Source organism: Streptomyces sp. NPDC058157 (assembly GCF_042884105.1).
Lineage (GTDB): Bacteria > Actinomycetota > Actinomycetes > Streptomycetales > Streptomycetaceae > Streptomyces.
In genome coordinates this window covers 1-14,930 of record NZ_JBHVUQ010000026.1, presented here as the reverse complement: position 1 = coordinate 14,930, position 14,930 = coordinate 1, and the positions used below count along the sequence as shown (strand labels likewise).

12 protein-coding genes are annotated in these 14,930 nt (G+C 71.5%); 2 read left to right on the top strand and 10 right to left on the bottom strand.

What is annotated here, in order from left to right:
• Positions 1-19: 19 nt before the first annotated feature.
• From ACFVXK_RS09535 to ACFVXK_RS09490, 10 genes are all read right to left on the bottom strand, one after another.
• The gene (locus ACFVXK_RS09535) at positions 20-1,801 is read right to left on the bottom strand and encodes an IucA/IucC family protein (RefSeq protein ID WP_389610936.1); all 1,782 of its coding nucleotides are present in this window, start codon (positions 1,799-1,801) and stop codon (positions 20-22) included.
• Positions 1,798-2,385: a GNAT family N-acetyltransferase gene (locus ACFVXK_RS09530; protein WP_389610935.1), complete on the bottom strand. Its 588-nt coding sequence runs from the start codon at positions 2,383-2,385 to the stop codon at positions 1,798-1,800. The genes ACFVXK_RS09535 and ACFVXK_RS09530 overlap by 4 nt, the downstream gene beginning before the upstream one ends.
• Positions 2,382-3,683: a lysine N(6)-hydroxylase/L-ornithine N(5)-oxygenase family protein gene (locus tag ACFVXK_RS09525; RefSeq protein WP_389610934.1), complete on the bottom strand. Its 1,302-nt coding sequence runs from the start codon at positions 3,681-3,683 to the stop codon at positions 2,382-2,384. The genes ACFVXK_RS09530 and ACFVXK_RS09525 overlap by 4 nt, the downstream gene beginning before the upstream one ends.
• Positions 3,667-5,169 carry a pyridoxal phosphate-dependent decarboxylase family protein gene (locus ACFVXK_RS09520; protein WP_389610933.1) on the bottom strand — a complete coding sequence of 501 codons (1,503 nt, stop codon included), beginning with the start codon at positions 5,167-5,169 and terminating at the stop codon, positions 3,667-3,669. Before ACFVXK_RS09520 ends, ACFVXK_RS09525 begins: the two co-directional genes overlap by 17 nt.
• Positions 5,170-5,309: 140 nt before the next feature.
• Positions 5,310-6,230 (bottom strand): siderophore-interacting protein, encoded by a 921-nt coding sequence (locus ACFVXK_RS09515; protein WP_389610932.1) that lies wholly within the window; start codon positions 6,228-6,230, stop codon positions 5,310-5,312.
• 26 nt (positions 6,231-6,256) lie between these two features.
• Entirely contained in the window at positions 6,257-7,300 is a 1,044-nt protein-coding gene (locus ACFVXK_RS09510) for an ABC transporter substrate-binding protein (RefSeq protein ID WP_389610931.1), read from the bottom strand.
• 191 nt (positions 7,301-7,491) lie between these two features.
• Positions 7,492-8,652 carry an acyl-CoA dehydrogenase family protein gene (locus ACFVXK_RS09505; protein ID WP_079427122.1) on the bottom strand — a complete coding sequence of 387 codons (1,161 nt, stop codon included), beginning with the start codon at positions 8,650-8,652 and terminating at the stop codon, positions 7,492-7,494.
• 7 nt (positions 8,653-8,659) lie between these two features.
• Entirely contained in the window at positions 8,660-9,580 is a 921-nt protein-coding gene (locus tag ACFVXK_RS09500; RefSeq protein ID WP_389610974.1) for a hydroxymethylglutaryl-CoA lyase, read from the bottom strand.
• An 11-nt stretch (positions 9,581-9,591) separates the two neighbouring features.
• Positions 9,592-11,712, bottom strand: a complete 2,121-nt coding sequence (locus tag ACFVXK_RS09495; protein WP_389610930.1) for an acetyl/propionyl/methylcrotonyl-CoA carboxylase subunit alpha — start codon at positions 11,710-11,712, stop codon at positions 9,592-9,594.
• 37 nt (positions 11,713-11,749) lie between these two features.
• The gene (locus ACFVXK_RS09490) at positions 11,750-13,366 is read right to left on the bottom strand and encodes a carboxyl transferase domain-containing protein (protein ID WP_389610929.1); all 1,617 of its coding nucleotides are present in this window, start codon (positions 13,364-13,366) and stop codon (positions 11,750-11,752) included.
• A gap of 101 nt (positions 13,367-13,467) precedes the next feature.
• On the opposite strand from ACFVXK_RS09490, the gene ACFVXK_RS09485 reads away from it, so the two are divergent.
• Both ACFVXK_RS09485 and ACFVXK_RS09480 read left to right on the top strand, forming a co-directional pair.
• Complete coding sequence (locus tag ACFVXK_RS09485; RefSeq protein ID WP_389610928.1) at positions 13,468-14,046, top strand: TetR/AcrR family transcriptional regulator; 579 nt, start codon at positions 13,468-13,470, stop codon at positions 14,044-14,046.
• A 128-nt stretch (positions 14,047-14,174) separates the two neighbouring features.
• Positions 14,175-14,930, top strand: a 756-nt coding sequence (locus tag ACFVXK_RS09480) for a phosphatase (RefSeq protein WP_389610973.1), incomplete at its 3' end; no start/stop codon positions are given.

The following is a 14,930-nucleotide window of genomic DNA, read 5'->3' as shown; positions in this document are numbered from 1 at the left end:
CCGCCCCGGCGGGGGGCCGTCAGCGCCGGGCGAAGGGCGCGACGGGGTTCTCGAGGGTGCCGATCAGCTGGAGGGCCGCCGACGGGTCGGCGAGGTCGACCATCTGCTGGTTGTTGCGCAGCTGGAGGCGGTTGAGGCACGACAGCTGGAACTCGGGCGTGAACAGGTCGTAGCGGGCGAAGCGGTCCGCGAGGGCGGGCAGGGAGTCCTGGTAGTCGTGGGCGCAGTCCGCGACCGCCCGCCAGAAGGTGGACTCGTCGCAGATGCCCTCGGTGACGAGGATGGCGTTCAGGAAGCGGAAGAAGCAGTCGAACACGTCCGTGAAGACCGACAGCAGCTTCATGTCCTCCGGGATGTCGGCCCGGATCCGCTCGACCGCCGGCGGGAGGACCGCGTCCGGGTCCATGACCACGATCTCCTCGGCGATGTCCTTGAAGATCGCCCGCTGGACCACCCCGTCCTTGATCACCAGGATCGTGTTCTCGCCGTGCGGCATGTAGGCGAGGTCGTACTGGTAGAAGCAGTGCAGGAGGGGGAGGAGGTAGGCCCGGAGGTACGGCTTCAGCCATGCGGCGGGGGTCAGGCCCGATTCCTCGATGAGGGCGCCGACGAAGGACCTGCCGTCCTCGTCCACGTGGAGGAGCGAGGCCATCGTGGCCAGCCGCTCGCCGTCGCGCAGGGAGCCCACCGGGGACTCGCGCCACAGGGCGGCCAGCATCTTGCGGTACGGGGAGTAGCGGTCCGTCGCGCGCTCGTACTGGCGGTGGTGGTAGCCGATCGCCGCGCGCTCGCGGATGATCGAGAAGTCGACGGAGCGCAGGGTCTCGTCCGACTCGATCAGCTGGTGCAGCCAGTCGTTGATGGCCGGGGTGGCCTCCATGTAGGCCGCCGACAGGCCGCGCATGAAGCCCATGTTGAGGACGGAGATGGCCGTCTTCACGTAGTGCTTCGTGGGGGTGGTGGTGTTGAAGAACGTGCGGATCGACTGCTGGGCGAGGTAGGCGTCCTCGCCCTCGCCCAGGAGGACCAGGCGCCGGCTCGCGATCTCGGCGGCGAAGGTGACCGTCGTCTTGTTCCACCACTGCCAGGGGTGCACGGGGAAGTAGTGGTAGTCGGCCGGGTCGAGGCCGAGGGCGGTGAGTTTGGCTTCGAAGCCGGCGATGGCGGCCTCGCCCAGCTCGTCGCGCATGAACGTGTCGTGGTCCAGGCCCGCGCCCGCCGTGAAGGTGGAGACGTCCTTGTGGGCGGCCGCCCAGACGAGGTGCACCGGGTTGGCGGTCTCGGGGGCGTAGGCGCGGTACTCGTGCACGCCGAAGCCCAGGCGGCCGTTGTTGGCGACGAAGCAGGGGTGGCCCTCGGTCATGCCGGTCTCGACGTCCTGGAACGAGGACTTCGCGAGGACCGCGGACGAGGTCTGCGGCTTGGTGTACTTGTAGCCGGTGCCGGCCAGGGTGGAGGAGATCTCCTCCAGGTAGACGGGGAGGACCTCCGCGCTCAGGCCGAGGGCCTCCCGGAGTTCTATGTGGAAGTCCAGGGCGTCGAGGGCGAGCTCGGCGCCCTCGCGGTGCCGGGTGACGGAGGCCTCGTCCACCGCCCAGTGGTCCAGGGCGTGGCGGGTCGCGCGGAAGCGGTACTCGACCGTGCCGTCGTCGGACCGGACGCGGTAGCGGTCCTCGCCCAGGGGCTCCGGGGTCAGCAGGCGTTCGTGGGAGAACTCCGCGAGGGCCTTGCGGACCAGGGCGCGGTTGGCGCGGGCCCACAGCTCCGGGGTGAGGTGGGCGATGTCGGCGGAGAGGTTCATATCGAGACCCCGGTGGTGAGGGCGGTGGCCGCCTCGAACTGGGCGCGGGTGCAGAAGCTGAGGAGGGCTTCCTTCTCCGGCTTGGTGACGGGGCCTTCGGCCACGAAGCCGACGGCCGCGTTGAGGGCGTGGACGGCGGTGTTGCGGACGTCCGGCTCGACGACGACGCGCTCGGTGGCGGGGTCGGCGAAGAGGGCCGCCATGACGGTGGTGATGACGGCGCGGGTGAAGCCGGACAGCGGGGTGTCGGTCGGGGCGACGAGGAAGTGCATGCCCACGTCGCCCGGCTGGGCGTCGTACAGGCCGACGAGCTCCAGGCGGGCCGGGTCGTAGCTCTCCATCAGGAAGGCCGGGCGGTCCTCGTGGAAGCCGAGGAAGGCCTGGTGGTGCTCGTGCGCGGTGATGCGCACGTACTCGCGCTCGACGTCCGGGAGGGTGGCGTCCTGCATCATCCAGAACGCGGCCTTGGGGTGGGTGACCCAGGTGTGGAGCAGCTCCGCGTCCGAGAAGGGGTCCAGGGGCCGCAGGGAGAAGGCGCCGAGGGCGGGGTCGGTGCGGGTGAAGAGGGTTTCGGCGGTGCTCATGCGTGCGTGCCTTCCGGGGCGGCGAACTGCTGGAACGCGATGGACTTCTCGACCTTGTAGTACTCGCGGCCGAGGAGCTCTCCGACGATGTACGCGTTGCGGTACGCGGCCATGCCCAGGTCGGGCGAGGTGAGGGAGTGGTTGTGGGTGGTGCCGTTCTGGAGGTAGACCCCGCGGCCGGTGACGTCGACGGCGTAGTTGCGGCCGGCGTCGAGGCGGCCGTGGCCGTCGAAGACCAGGCGGTCGCGGACGGGGGCCAGGAACTCGGGGACCCGGTACTTGTAGCCGGTGGCGAGGACCAGGCCCTCGGTGGTGAGGGTGAAGTCGCGCTCCTGCTCCTCCTGGCGCAGCCCCAGGGTGTACGTGCCCGTGGTGGTGTCGTACGCCGTGCTGTTGAGGGAGGTGTTGGTGAGCAGGGTGGTGGGGACCGGGCCCGGCATGGTGATCTTCTTCTGGTAGAGCAGGTCGAAGATGGCGTTGATCAGGTCGCCGTCGATGCCCTTGAAGAGGTTCTTCTGCCCGCTCTCCAGCCGGTAGCGGGTCTCCTCGGGGAGGGCGTGGAAGTAGTCCACGTACTCCGGGGAGGTCATCTCCAGGGTGAGCTTGGTGTATTCGAGCGGGAAGAAGCGCGGGGAGCGGGTCACCCAGTTGAGCTGGTAGCCGTGGACGTCGATCTCGGCGAGGAGGTCGTAGTAGATCTCGGCGGCGCTCTGGCCCGAGCCGATCAGGGTGATCGACTTCTTCCGCTGGAGGGCTTCCTTGTGCTCCATGTACGCGGAGTTGTGGAGGAAGTCGCCGCCGAGCCTCTCGCAGGCGGCGGGGACGTGCGGCGGGGTGCCGGTGCCGAGGACCAGGCGGCGGGCCAGGAACGTTTCGCCGCGGTCGGTGTGCACCTCGTACACACCGACCGCCCCGTCGTACGTGACCTCGGTGACGGAGGTGGAGTAGCGGACGTTGTCGAGGCGGTCGGCGGCCCAGCGGCAGTAGTCGTTGTACTCGGCGCGCAGCGGGTAGAAGTTCTCGCGGATGTAGAAGGAGTACAGCCGGTCCCTGTCCTTCAGGTAGTTGAGGAAGGAGAAGGGCGAGGTCGGGTCGGCGAGGGTGACCAGGTCCGACATGAACGGGGTCTGGAGGTGGGCGCCGTCGAGGAACATCCCGGCGTGCCACTCGAAGTGCGGCTTCGACTCGATGAACAGGCCGTCCAGCTCGTCGATCGGCGCGGTCAGGCAGGCCAGTCCCAGGTTGAAGGGGCCCAGGCCGATGCCGATGAAGTCGTAGGGCTCAGTGGTGGACGGCAAGGGACTCTCCCAGGAACTGCTCGGCGTGTGCGGCGATGAGGTCGAGGACGGCGGTGATGTCGGCCGTGGTGGTCTGCGGGTTGAGGAGGGTGAACTTCAGGTACTGCTTCCCGTCGACCTTCGTGCCGGCGACGACGGCCTCGCCGGAGGCGAACAGGGCCTTGCGGGCGTGCAGCTGGGCCTCGTCGAGGAGCTCGGGGCGCGGACCGGCGGCGTCGGCGTCGGTGGGCACGTAGCGGAAGACCAGGGTGGAGAGCTGCGGCTTGACGACCACCTCGAAGCGGGGGTCGGCGTCGAGGATCTCCCAGCCGTCCGCGGCGAGGCCGACGACCTCGTCGAAGAGGGAGCCGACGGCGTCGGCGCCCATGATGCGCAGGGTCATCCAGAGCTTGAGGGCGTCGAAGCGGCGCGTGGTCTGGATGGACTTGTCGACCTGGTTGGGGATCCGCTCCTCGGCCATCCGGCGCGGGTTGAGGTAGTCCGCGTGGTACGTGGCGTGCTTGAGGGTGTCGCGGTCGCGGACCAGCATCGCGCTGGAACTCACCGGCTGGAAGAAGGACTTGTGGTAGTCCACGGTCACCGAGTCGGCGTGCTCGATGCCGTCGAGGAGGTGCCGGCGGGTGGGGGAGGCCAGCAGTCCGCAGCCGTACGCGGCATCCACGTGCATCCAGGCGGAGTGCTCGGCGGCCAGGCGGGCGATCTCGGGGAGCGGGTCGATGGACCCGAAGTCGGTGGTGCCGGCGGTGGCGACGACGGCCATGGGGAAGAGGCCCTCGGCGGCGCACTCCTCCAGTTCCAGGGCGAGCACGGAGGTGTCCATGCGGCGGCTGCGGTCGACGGGGACCGCTATGACGGCCTCGTAGCCGAGGCCGAGCATGGCGGCCGACTTCTGCACGCTGAAGTGGCTGGCCTCGGAGGTGAAGATGCGCAGTCTGGGGAGGAGTTCGGCCTTGGTGAGCTCGGTGCCCGCGTCCAGGGCGCGCTTCATGACGATCCGGCAGGCCTCGTCGCGGGCGAGGAGCAGCGCGTGGAAGTTGGACTGGCTGCCGCCCGAGGTGAAGACGCCGTCCGCGCCTTCGCCCAGGCCGATGCGGCGGGCGGTCCAGTCGATGAGGCGGCGCTCGATGAGCGTGCCGCCGATGGACTGGTCCCAGGTGTCGAGGGAGGAGTTGACGGCCGACAGGACGGCTTCGCCGACCACCGCGGGGATGACGACCGGGCAGTTGAGGTGGCCCAGGTAGCGCGGGTGGTGGAAGTAGACGGCGTCGCGCAGGTAGACGTCCTCGAGTTCGTCGAGGGCGGCGGCGGCGTCGCCCAGGGGGCGGTCGAGGTCGATGCCGTCGATGACCGGGGCGAGTTCGTCCACGGAGATGCCGGTGTGGGGGCGCCGGGTGGCCGCGAGTTTGGCGGCGACGCGGTCGACGCCCTCGGTGACGGTGCGCCGGTATTCGTCCGCGGTCGTCTCGTTCAGCAGATGCGAGCGCATCAACTTTCCTCCGGGCAGGGAGAGCGGGGGGTGGGGTGCGGGATTTAGGTTAGCCTAACCTAAGTTAGATCACAAATGAGGAAGGGCCCCGGCTGATGCCGGGGCCCTTCCTCGAATACCTTGTACATAAAGCGAGTTGACTACAGCTCGGACGTCGGGTCCTCGCTCGGGGCCCGGCCCGCGTACGCCTCGGCGAGCAGCTGCTCCTCGCTCGCGCCGAGCCTCCAGTAGCCGGTGAACCGCACCGCGCGCCGGTCGACGGAACGTTCCTGCACCAGGTGGCGGCGTACCGCCCTGATCGTCCCGGCCTCGCCGGCGAGCCAGGCGTAGGGGGTGCCGTCGGCGGGGAGCCGCGCCGCGCGCAGCTCGGCCAGCACTCTTTCGGTGCGCGCCGGGCCGCCCGCGCCCTTCTCGCGCACGATCCAGGTGATGTCGGTGTCCGCGAGGGTGTGCAGGCCGAGGCGGTCGTCCTCGTGCGGGACCTCGAACCAGGCCTGCACCCGGGTTCCGGCGGGCAGCCGGTCCAGGATCGCGGCGGCCGCCGGCAGGGCGGTCTCGTCCGCGTACATCAGCACCGTGTCGGTGCCCTCCGGCCGCTGGAAGCGGACCGATTTGTTCTCCGCCACGGCCGGGCCGATCGCCATGATCCGGCGGCCGGTCACGGCCCGGCCCGCCCAGCGGGAGGCCGGGGACGAGTCCCCGTGCAGGACGAAGTCGACGTCCACCTCGTCCGCGCCCGCCTCCGTCCGCCGCTGCTCGCGCACGGTGTACGAGCGCATCACCGGGCGGACCTCGTCCGGCATCCCCCGCCAGGCGCCGAACCAGGTGTCCTCGTCGGTGGAGGGGAGTTCGGTGTGCTCCTGGTCCCCCACGGGGAGGAAGAGGGACAGGCTCTGGTCGTAGCCCCCCGAGCGGAACGCGGCGAGGGACTCCCCGCCGAAGGTCACGCGCAGGAACGAGTGGCCGAGGCGGCGGGTGCGCAGGACTTCGAGGGTGAAGAACCGGAAGTGCGCGGCGGCCGCGGCGGTCTCGGTGGCGGCGTCGGAAGCGGTGGCGGTCATGCGGAGGTCCCCCCTGGGTTACCGGGTCAGCCGAGCTTCTTGGCGTTCTGGATGGTCTTCGCGAGGTCCTCGAGGATCTGCGCGCACTTCTCGTACGAGTAGATCGGCTCGGTCACGCGCGGGGCGACCTGGCCGGCCTTGACCGCCGGGAGCTCGTTCCAGGTCGGCTTGGCCTTCAGGGCCTCGGGCTGGAGGGCCTGGGTGCGGTTGTCGAGGAGGATGACGTCGGCCTTGTACTTGCCGGCGTTCTCCCAGCTGAGGCTCTCGAAGAAGCCCTGCGGGTCCAGCTTGTCCTGCTCCGGGTTGACGAACTCGACGCCGAGGGACTCGAAGTACTTCAGGTCCGCGGAGGTCTTCGCGGTGGAGACGTAGAACATCTGGTCGGAGCCGGAGCCGACGAGGACCTTGACGCCCGGGTTGGCCTTGACGGCCTCGCGGACCTTGGCGGAGGCGGCGTCGAAACGGGCCTTCGCGTCGGCGGTCTTCTTGGTGTTGAGGTCGGCGCCCAGGGACTTGGCGAGGTCCGCGGTGCGCTCCAGGGCCTTGTCCATGGACACCTTGTCGCCGACGCCGATGGCGGCGGCCGGGGCCAGCTTCAGGATCTTGTCCTTGGAGGCCTCGGGGACGTACCAGTACGTGCCGTCCCAGGTGTTGGTGGCGAGGAGGTCGGGCTTGAGGGCCGCGTACTTCTCGACGTTGAACTCGTCGTAGACGTTGCCGAGGATCTCGACCTTGGAGATGTCCATCGTGCCGGCCATCGGGTCGGGCTTGCCGTCGGCCAGCTTGGTCGGGCCGAAGACGCCCTTGACCTGCACGCCGTAGTCGTAGAGCGCGGCGGCGGTGCCGGTGTAGGCCACGACGTTCTTCGGGGTGGACTTGGCGGAGGCCGTCTTGCCCAGGTCGTCCTTGAAGCTCCAGGCGCCCGACGCGGCGGAGGCGCCCTGGTCGCCCGCCCCGTCCTTCGCCTTGTCGCCGCCGCCGCACGCGGTGAGCGCCGCGACGAGGCCGAGGGCGCCGCCGGCCGCGACGAGACCGCGGCGGGAGAGGAAGGTGGGGCTGGGCTTGGGCATGTCGGTGTCCGCTTTCGTGCGTGCAGGGCGGCTGCTGAGGGTAGGCCGTTCGGTGGGAAGGTTAGCCTAACCTTGGCCGAAAGCGGTAAGGCGGCCCTAACTTCTTTCGGGGGCGCACGGGCGCACGACGCGCGAACGGCCCGCGCCGGGGCGCGGGCCGTTCGTCGGGGTGGTGCGGGGCGGGGCCGGGATCAGCCGGCGAAGCCCAGTTCGCGGGCGATCAGCATGCGCTGGACCTCGCTCGTGCCCTCGCCGATCTCCAGGATCTTCGAGTCCCGCCACATCCGGGCCACCGGGTACTCGTTCATGAACCCGTAGCCGCCGTGGATCTGCGTGGCGTCGCGGGCGTTGTCGACGGCGACGGTGGAGGAGTACAGCTTCGCGATCGCCGCCTCCTTCTTGAACGGCTCGCCCGCCACCAGCCGCGAGGCCGCGTCGCGCCAGCCCAGACGGGCCATGTGGGCGCGCGTCTCCATGTCGGCGAGCTTGAACTGGATGGCCTGGTTGTCGCCGATCGCCTTGCCGAAGGCCTGCCGCTCCTTGGCGTACTTCACCGACTCGTCCACGCAGCCCTGCGCCAGGCCGGTGGCCAGCGCCGCGATGGCGATGCGGCCCTCGTCGAGGATCCGCAGGAACTGGGCGTAGCCGCGGCCCTCCTGGCCCACCAGGTTGGCGACCGGCACCCGGACCTCGTCGAAGGACAGCTCGCGGGTGTCGGAGGAGTTCCAGCCGACCTTGGAGTACGGGGCCGCGACCGTGAAGCCCGGGGTGCCGGACGGGACGATGATGGAGGAGATCTCCGGGCGGCCGTCCGCCTTGCGGCCGGTGACCGCGGTGACCGTGACCAGACCGGTGATGTCCGTACCGGAGTTGGTGATGAAGCACTTCGAGCCGTTGATGACCCACTCGTCGCCGTCGCGGACGGCCGTGGTGCGGGTGCCGCCCGCGTCGCTGCCGGCGCCGGGCTCGGTCAGGCCGAACGCGCCGAGCACCTCACCCGAGCACAGCTTCGGCAGCCACTCCCGCTTCTGCTCCTCCGTACCGAAGAGGTAGAGCGGCATGGCGCCGAGCGAGACGCCCGCCTCCAGCGTGATGGCCACCGAGGAGTCGACGCGGGCCAGCTCCTCCAGGGCGATGCCGAGGGCGAGGTAGTCGCCGCCCATGCCGCCGTACTCCTCCGGGAAGGGCAGGCCGAACAGGCCCATGCGGCCCATCTCACGGACGATCTCGTACGGGAACTCGTGGCGCTCGTACAGGTCGCCGATCTTGGGCGCCACCACGTCGTGCGCGAACGCCTCGACGGTACGGCGGAGTTCCTCGTGCTCGGGGGTGAGCCGGTGGTCGAGGGGCATGGCTTCGTTACTCCTTGTGGGAGAGGGCGCGGACGGTACGGGAGGGGCTGGGACGGCCCAGCCGTTCGGCCATCCACACGCTCGTGGCGGTGAGGGCGGCCAGGTCGACCCCGGTCTCGATGCCGAGGCCGTCGAGCATCCACACCAGGTCCTCGGTGGCCAGGTTCCCGGTGGCGCTCTTGGCGTACGGGCAGCCGCCGAGGCCGCCGGCGGAGGCGTCGACCGTGGTCACGCCGCACTGGAGCGCGGCGAGGGTGTTGGAGAGGGCCTGGCCGTAGGTGTCGTGGAAGTGCACGCCGATCCGGCCGGTGGCCACCCCGGCCGCGTTCAGCTCGCCGAGCAGCGCCTGGACGTGGCCGGGGGTGGCGACGCCGATCGTGTCGCCGAGGCTCAGCTCGTCGCAGCCGAGGTCCAGCAGGGCCTTGGCGACGCGGACCACCTGGGGGACGGGGACCGCGCCCTCCCAGGGGTCGCCGAAGCACATCGACAGGTAGCCGCGCACATGGGCCCCGGCCTCCTTGGCGCGGGCCACGACGGGCTCGAACATGGCCAGGGACTCGGCGACCGTACGGTTCAGGTTGCGCGCGGCGAAGGTCTCGGTGGCCGAGCCGAACACCGCGATGCGGGTGGCCCCGAGGGCGAGCGCGCGGTCGAGGCCGCGCTCGTTGGGCACCAGGACGGGGAGGTCCGCGGGGACGTCGGAGAGCAGCGGGAACAGCTGCTCGGCGTCCGCGAGCTGGGGCACCCACTTGGGGTGGACGAAGCTGGTGGCCTCGACGGTGGTCAGGCCGGCGGCGGCCAGCCGGTGGACGAACTCGGCCTTCACCTCGGTGGGGACGGCCGTCTTCTCGTTCTGGAGCCCGTCCCGGGCGCCGACCTCGTGGATCCGCACCCGGGGCGGGAGGCCGGTGGCCGAGGGGACGGTCATGGGGAGCCCGTTCACGCGGTCGCCTCCTCGGTGGTCTCGTCGGCGTCCGGGGTGACCACGGCCAGGACCTGGTCCATGGCCACCGTGGTGCCGGGGGTGACGTCGAGTTCGGTGACGGTGCCGGCGTGCGGGGCGGAGATGACGTGCTCCATCTTCATCGCCTCGACCACCAGCAGGCTCTGCCCGGCCGCGACCTTGTCCCCGACGGCCACCTTGACGACGGTGACGGTGCCGGGCATGGGGGCGGCCAGGGTGTCGGCCCCGGCGCCGGCCGCGCCCTTCGCGGTGACGGGGTCGTGGTGCTGGACGTGCCAGCTGTCGGCGTCCCGTCCCAGCCAGGTCCCCTCCGGGGAGGTGGCGTGGCTGAACCGGTGCGTGACGCCGTCCAGTTCGAGGGTCACGGTGTCGTGGCCGAGGTCGAGGACGCGGCCGCGGGCCGGTGCGCTGGGGCTCTGCCCCAGACCCCGCGCCTCAATCTCCCCCAGACTCCGTCCGGGGGTACCCCCAGGCGAGGCTGGATTTTGTGCGGCGCCGTTGTCGTCTGCGGGCGCGTCGAGGAGGACTTCCTGGTCAGAGCCCCGTTGCCGGGTGCGGACCGTGATCGGGTCCTGGCCCGGGAGGCGGAAGTGGTGGACCGTCCAGGCGGGGGTGCCGCCGAGGCGCCAGCCGTTGGCGGCGGAGAACGGGTCCGCCCAGGCATCTTCCGGCCTCGCCGGCGTTTGGGAAGCCTGGGCCAGCAGTGCCGCGGCCGCGTACACCTCGTCCGGGACCCCCTCCGGCAGGAGGGACGGCAGGTCGCGCTCCACCAGACCCGTGTCCAGGTTGCCGGACACCACGTGCTCGTGGGCCAGCAGCCTGCGCAGGAAGCCCGCGTTGGTCTGGACGCCCAGGATCACGGTGTCCGCGAGGGCGGCCCGCAGCATGCGCAGGGCCGTCGGGCGGTCGGGGCCGTGGACGATGACCTTCGACAGCATCGGGTCGTACGTGGACCCCGTGTCCACCCCGGCCACCAGCCCGGAGTCCGTCCGCACCGCCCCGCCCGAGGGCTCGGACAGCGCCAGCACCGTGCCGCCCGACGGCAGGAACCCGCGCGCCGGGTCCTCCGCGCAGACGCGGGCCTCGATGGCGTGCCCGGTGAGCCGGACGTCGTCCTGGCCGAAGCCCAGTTCCGCCCCCGACGCCACCCGCAGCTGCTGCTCCACCAGGTCCAGCCCCGTGATCAGCTCCGTGACCGGGTGCTCCACCTGGAGGCGGGTGTTCATCTCCATGAAGTAGTACGAGGACGGGTCCCCGCCCGGCACGATGAACTCCACCGTGCCCGCGCCGACGTACCCGCAGGAACGCGCCGCCTCGACCGCCGCCGCGCCCATCGCGGCCCGGATCTCGGGCGTGAGGAGGACCGAGGGGGCCTCCTCGATGACCTTCTGGTGGCGCCGCTGGAGCGAGCACTCGCGCTCGCCCAGGTGCACCACGTTGCCGTGGGCGTCGGCCAGCACCTGGATCTCGATGTGCCGCGGCCGGTCCACCCACCGCTCCACCAGCAGGGTGTCGTCCCCGAAGGAGGACCGCGCCTCGCGCCGGGCCGCCGCGATCTCCTCCGCGAGCAGGCCCGCGTCCCGGACCAGCCGCATGCCCTTGCCGCCGCCGCCCGCCGAGGGCTTCAGCAGCACCGGCATGCCGATCTTCTCGGCGGCCTCGACCAGCTCGGCGTCCGACAGCCCGCTCCCGGAGGACCCGGGCACCACCGGCACCCCGGCGGCCTTCACGGTCTCCTTGGCCCGGATCTTGTCGCCCATCAGGGAGATCGCCGAGGCGGGCGGCCCGATGAAGGCCAGCCCCGCCTCCGCGCAGGCCTGCGCGAAGGCGGCGTTCTCCGCGAGGAAGCCGTACCCGGGGTGGACCGCCTCGGCCCCCGTGCGCCGGGCGGCGTCGAGCAGCTTCTCGACGGAGAGGTAGCTCTCGGCGGCCGCCGCGGGGCCGATCCGGACGGCCGTGTCGGCCTCCCGTACGTGCCGCGCGTCCGCGTCGGCGTCGCTGAAGACGGCCACGGAGCGGATCCCGAGCTCCCGCAGGGTGCGGATGACCCGTACGGCGATCTCGCCCCGGTTCGCCACCAGAACAGTGCTGAACATCAGTGAGGTCCTCACGTCACAAGTCACAAGTCACGGGTCACATGCGGAAGATGCCGTAGCCGCGCTCGCCGAGCGGGGCGTTCGCGCACGCGGTCAGGGCCAGGCCCAGCACCTGCCGGGTCTCCAGGGGGTCGATGACCCCGTCGTCCCACAGCCGCGCGGTGGCGTAGTAGGCGTTGCCCTGCTCCTCGTACTGCGCGCGGACCGGGGCCTTGAAGGCCTCCTCGTCCTCGGCGGGCCACTCCTGGCCCGCGCCCTCGATCTGGTCGCGCTTGACCGTGGCCAGGACGGAGGCGGCCTGCTCGCCGCCCATGACGGAGATCTTGGCGTTGGGCCACATCCACAGGAAGCGGGGCGAGTACGCCCGGCCGCACATCGAGTAGTTGCCCGCGCCGTACGAGCCGCCGACCACGACCGTCAGCTTCGGGACCCGGGCGCAGGCCACGGCGGTGACCATCTTCGCGCCGTGCTTGGCGATGCCGCCCGCCTCGTAGTCGCGGCCGACCATGAAGCCGGAGATGTTCTGGAGGAAGAGGAGCGGGATGCCGCGCTGGTCGCACAGCTCGATGAAGTGGGCGCCCTTCTGCGCGGACTCCGAGAAGAGGATGCCGTTGTTGGCGATGATGCCGACCGGGTGGCCGTGGATCCGGGCGAAGCCGGTGACCAGGGTCTGCCCGAACTCCGCCTTGAACTCCTGGAAGCGGGAGCCGTCCACGACGCGGGCGATGATCTCGCGGGCGTCGTAGGGGGTGCGGGAGTCGGTGGGGACCGCGCCGTAGAGGCCGAACGGGTCCACCTTCGGCTCCTCGGCCGGCTCGACCGACCAGGGCAGGGCCCCGCGCTCGGGCAGGGTCGCCACGATGTTGCGGACGATCCGCAGCGCGTGCGCGTCGTCCTCCGCGAGGTGGTCGGTCACGCCGGAGGTGCGCGAGTGCACCTCGCCGCCACCGAGCTCCTCGGCCGTGACCACCTCGCCCGTGGCGGCCTTCACCAGCGGCGGGCCGCCGAGGAAGATTGTGCCCTGGCCGCGGACGATGACGGCCTCGTCGCTCATCGCCGGGACGTACGCGCCGCCCGCCGTGCAGGAGCCGAGGACGGCCGCGATCTGCGGGATGCCGGCGCCGGACATGCGGGCCTGGTTGTAGAAGATCCGGCCGAAGTGCTCCCGGTCGGGGAAGACCTCGTCCTGCATGGGCAGGAAGGCGCCGCCGGAGTCGACCAGGTACAGGCAGGGGAGCCGGTTCTCCAGCGCCACCTCCTGCGCCCTCAGGTGCTTCTTGACCGTCATCGGGTAGTACGTGCCGCCCTTGACGGTGGCGTCGTTGGCGACGATCACGCACTCGCGGCCGCTGACCCGGCCGATGCCCGCGATCACGCCGGCCGCCGGGGCCGCGCCCCCGTACATCCCCTCGGCGGCCAGCGGGGCCAGCTCCAGGAAGGGGGAACCGGGGTCGAGGAGGGTGTCCACGCGGTCGCGGGGCAGGAGCTTGCCGCGCGCGGTGTGGCGGGCGCGGGCCTTCTCCCCGCCGCCGAGGCGGGCCGCGTCCAGCCGGGCGCGCAGGCCCTCGGCGAGCTCGCGGTGGGCGGCCTCATTGGTCCGCCAGGCCTCGGACGCCGGGTCCGCGGCGCTCGTCAGCACTGGTGCCTGCTGCATCGGTCGAGCTCCCTTGCTCGGTACCTGCTGTGTTAATGACCGTTAACGCGTGTGGGTCAAAGGTTAACGACCGCTAACCGCCCTGTCTAGAATGGATTCCCATGAGCACCAGAGCTGCCACCCCGACCCGCCGCGAGCAGATCCTCCGCGAGGCCGCTCGGCTTTTCGCGGAGCGCGGCTTCCACGGCGTGGGCGTGGACGAGATAGGCGCCGCGGTCGGCATCAGCGGCCCGGGCCTCTACCGGCACTTCGCCGGCAAGGACGCGATGCTCGCCGAGCTGCTCGTCGGGATCAGCGAGCGCCTGCTGACCGGCGGCCGCCGCCGGGTCGAGGAGGCCGCCGCCGACCCGCGGGCACTGCTGTCCTCCCTGGTCGAGGGGCACATCGACTTCGCGCTGGACGACCGGGCGCTGATCACCCTGCACGACCGGGAGCTCGACCGGCTCAAGGACGAGGACCGCAAGCTGGTGCGGCAGCTCCAGCGCCAGTACGTCGAGCTGTGGGTGGCCGTCGTACGGGAACTGCACCCCGAGGTCGGGGAGGCCGAGGTGCGGGTCGCCGTGCACGCGGTCTTCGGCCTGCTGAACTCCACCCCGCACCTGGGCGCGCTCGGCCGAGAGGCGACGGAGTCGCTGCTGCGCCGGCTCGCGCACGGGGCGTTCGGGGCGCTGTCGGGGTGAGGCGGGGGCGCAGCCGGGGCGAGGGCCGGGCCGAGGGCCGGGCCGAGGGCTTGAGGGCGGCTTGGCGGAACGGACGGATCCGGCCGGGCGGCGGCAGAATGGGCCGCATGCCGAAGCCGACAGAGCCCATAGAGACCCCCAGCCGAGCGCAGCTCGTCGACCACCTGGTGCGCACGCGCATCGCCGGACAGGTCGCGACCCCGCGCGAGAACAACCTCTCCCACTACCGCAAGCTCGCCAACGGCGACCGGCACTACTGGCTGGGCCTGGAACTCGGCGACCGCTGGACGGACGAGCAGGACGTGCTGGCCGTGATGGCGGAGCGCGTCGGCGTCGTCGACGACCCGGCGCACCGGGCCGGGCAGGACACCATCGACCCGGAGCTGACGGTCGCGGGCCTCGACCGGATGGCGGCCCGCCTGCACAAGGCGGCCCTGGACCGGCAGAGCGTGCTGTTCGCCACCGGGCACCCGGGCGGGCTCCTGGACGTCCACCGCGCAACGGCCGACGCCCTGCGCGCCGCGGGCTGCGAGATCGTCCGCATCCCGGCGGGGCTCGTCGCCGACGAGGGCTCGGTGTGGCAGTTCGCGGACGTGGCGGTGCTGGAGCGGGGCGCGACCCTGTGGCACACCCACTCCCCGGCCCCGATGGCGGCCATCCTGGACGGCCTGACGGCGGAGGGCCGGCCCCTGCCGGACCTGGTCGTCGCCGACCACGGCTGGGCGGGCTGCGCGGCGCAGCGCGGGCTGGACGCCGTGGGCTACGCCGACTGCAACGACCCCGCGCTGTTCCTCGGCGAGGCGGAGGGCACCCTCCAGGTGGCGGTCCCGCTGGACGACCACGTGCGCGACCCGCGCTTCTACGACCCGATGGTGGCCTACCTC